This window comes from Desulfuromonas sp. CSMB_57 (assembly GCF_020194955.2).
Taxonomy (GTDB): Bacteria; Desulfobacterota; Desulfuromonadia; order Desulfuromonadales; family Syntrophotaleaceae; genus JAFCIY02.
This window is the reverse complement of the sequence record NZ_JAFCIY020000066.1, coordinates 1-1,006: the sequence shown is the minus strand read 5'-3', so window position 1 is coordinate 1,006 and position 1,006 is coordinate 1. Positions and strand designations below refer to the sequence as shown.

The 1,006-nt window shown below is 48.9% G+C and carries 1 protein-coding gene; it reads right to left on the bottom strand.

Annotated features, from left to right (window positions below; all coding sequences use genetic code 11):
• Window positions 1-813: IS110 family RNA-guided transposase (locus JQN68_RS13915; protein ID WP_249621260.1), on the bottom strand; the 813-nt coding region annotated here is incomplete at its 3' end.
• Window positions 814-1,006: the final 193 nt, after the last annotated feature.

Sequence of the window (1,006 nt, the reverse complement as noted above, 5' to 3'; positions counted from 1 at the left end):
CAGCATGGGATTACAGCGCAGACCGGAAACAACGCACATGTATAAGGCTGTGCGCACGATAGGGCGGCCGCCCCAGATGTGGCGCTGCCCTTTTCTTTTTCCGCTGTCGCAATTAAAGGGGGCGACACCTGCCAATGCTGCTATTTGACGGCGATTGAGTCGTCCGAGTTCGGGTAGCAAGGCCATCAGAGTCGCGGCACCTACTGAACCAATACCAGGGACACTTTCCAGAAGAGTATCCAGTTCACGCCAAGTCTCAGAGTTCTGGATCATCTCTTTCAATTCTTGGTCCATGTCATCAAGTTGGGTTTGCAGCCACTGGATGTGAATTTGAATGTGGCCTCGGGCCGGGTTGGTACGAGTTACATGTAGCCGGTTTTTTTCAGCGCTGAGCATCTCTTTCATGGCAAAACGACGCTTGACAAGTTCTCCCATCACAATTTGTTCAATTGCAGGAGCCTCCTGGATTTTAGGCTGAACGGCTTTGGCAAAATGAGCCAACAAGACCGAATCGATACGGTCTGTTTTGGCCAATTGTCCCATGGCTTTTGCGAAATTGTGTACTTGGCGGGCATTGACCAAAGCGGCCGGCAAATCGTGGGTAAGCAATGCAAATAGGAGGTCCTGTTCATAACCGCCACTTGCTTCCATCACGATAAGTTTGGGAGCCAAGCCTTCAAATAAGTTGATAATCGAGGAAAAACTGTCGAGAGAATTCGGATATCCAAAAACCTCTCCAGTTTCATGAACCGCGATATCCAAGCGCTCCTTGGAAATATCGATACCGATGTGACATCCTGTTTTTTCTTCCATGATGCACCTCTTAATCAGTACAGGCTCTTACTTGCGCGGATACGAGCTTGGAAGCTCTGGCAACCCTACGAGCTAAAGACCAAAAGGAGTTGGCGACCATGCTTTTTGTCGGTCTCGTAACCTGTAGCAAAACGGACTGCCAACTCCTGAGGTGGTAAGGTGCTTATGGTTCAATTATACAAGTAAGCAAAAA